Here is a 1,678-nt window from a genome sequence, read left to right on the forward strand (position 1 = left end):
CGTCTGGGTTTCGCCAAGTGCCGGCGGCAGCAGATCCGCGGGTTCGGGGAGCGTCTGGGTTTCGCCAAGTGCCGGCGGCAGCAGATCCGCGGGTTCGGGGAGGGAGAGATCGGCCGCCTGCCGTTCGCCTGCGTCATGCTTGTAGTTGCCTGTGATGATGTCGACCGAGATGCGCTTCGCCAGAGCGAGAAATCCGGCCTTGTCCTCATTCCTGAGGCGTTCGCGCAGCGCCGCGATCAGCTCCGTGCCGGGAAAGGCATGGAACTCCTCAAGCACGCCGAGGTCATCGAGTGCCTGCTCGACGGCGCCCCTCTTTGCGYCTCCATTAGCCCAGGATCTTGCGAGAGAATGAAGGTCCCGCCACCGATCATGGCGTCCGGACGGCGCGGAGAAGAAATGGTCGATCGACCGCGCATCTTTGGCAGCGCTGGACATTCCGAATCCTTCCCTGGTTGAACGAGGTCGAGGTTCAGATCGCTTTCGGTACGTTCCGCTCGACCGCCTGCGGGCAGCATGGCCGCGCCCGCGCAAACTGCCGCTGAAAAATCCTGCGCTGAGAACAGCACATCGAGGGACGTCGGCGTATTGTCCTTAGGGACAGGTTCTTATCGGCAGGAATTCGCTAGAATTCACCGGGCAGGTCGGAGCGCATTGCGATGTCCTGCGTCGGTATAGGCTGTGGCCTCAAGTCGATAGGCAGATACGGTTTGCGTGGCAGCTTACCCGGATCGGTGCGCGAATTGAGCGTGGAGGCTTTGATGATGAGCAGGCTGATCACCCTCGCAGCGTCCGTCGTAATGGCCGCCGCGGTTCTTGTCGCATCAGCTACCGCGCAGACCGTCGGAACAGCGAACTCATGCAACAAGATCAATGGCTGCATGTGGGATTTCATCTACGAGAACCAGATGATGAAGCAGAGCGGCCTATTGACAGGTGCGAGCGCCCCGAAGGAGCGGAAATCGGGAGCGTGCGATGATTCTCCAGTTCGTGCTGGYGGGCGTGTTGGCCYTGGCSCCCCCCCTTCAATCCTTCGCACAAGCGCAGGCGCCCGCTCCTTCGCCGGGCGCGGCAGTGACGCCCGCGGCCCTGCCGGTCGATCAGGCCCTGCTCGCGACAGCGCAGCTCGACGCGCTCCTCGCTCCCGTGGCGCTCTATCCGGACACCCTGCTGGCTCAGGTGCTGATGGCCTCGACCTATCCGCTCGAAGTCGTACAGGCCCAGCGCTGGGCWGCCGAGAACAAGAAGCTCAAGGGMGACGCMCTCAARKCSGCCGCSGAGAAACAGGCCTGGGACGAYAGCRTCAAGGCATTGGTCGCCACGCCGTCTGTGCTGGAGATGATGAGCAAGAACCTGGACTGGACGCGGAAGCTCGGCGATGCAGTTCTCGCTCAGGAAACCGACGTCATGGACGCTGTCCAGCGGATGAGGTCGCGGGCCTACGAGAACAAGAAGCTCACCTCGGGTACGCAGCAGACGGTGACCGTGCAGCAGGAGGGCGCTATTACTTTCCGGCCCCGGGCTACATCGCGACCGGAGTCATTGCGACCGGGCTCRCTTTCGGTACCGCCTACGCGCTCGGCCGCTGGGCGACCGGCGGCTATTGGGGCGGCAACATCAACTGGAACAACAACAACATCAATATCAACCGCGATCGCGTGACGCACTGGCAGCACAATCC

The 1,678-nt window shown here is 62.8% G+C and carries 3 protein-coding genes; 1 reads left to right on the forward strand and 2 read right to left on the reverse strand.

Annotation, left to right across the window (positions count from 1 at the left end; translation table 11 throughout):
- Together AC1D34_RS38015 and AC1D34_RS38020 are read right to left on the reverse strand one after the other, a co-directional pair.
- Positions 1–276 (reverse strand): hypothetical protein (locus AC1D34_RS38015; protein WP_476827082.1); only part of this gene is annotated, 276 nt, incomplete at its 3' end.
- A 346-nt stretch (positions 277–622) separates the two neighbouring features.
- The gene (locus AC1D34_RS38020; protein WP_476827083.1) at positions 623–880 is read right to left on the reverse strand and encodes a hypothetical protein; all 258 of its coding nucleotides are present in this window, start codon (positions 878–880) and stop codon (positions 623–625) included.
- Between the two features lie 92 nt (positions 881–972).
- On the opposite strand from AC1D34_RS38020, the gene AC1D34_RS38025 reads away from it, so the two are divergent.
- The gene (locus AC1D34_RS38025) at positions 973–1,659 is read left to right on the forward strand and encodes a DUF3300 domain-containing protein (RefSeq protein ID WP_476827084.1); all 687 of its coding nucleotides are present in this window, start codon (positions 973–975) and stop codon (positions 1,657–1,659) included.
- Positions 1,660–1,678 lie beyond the last annotated feature (19 nt).

Source organism: Allobosea sp. P1_A7, from assembly GCF_056406775.1.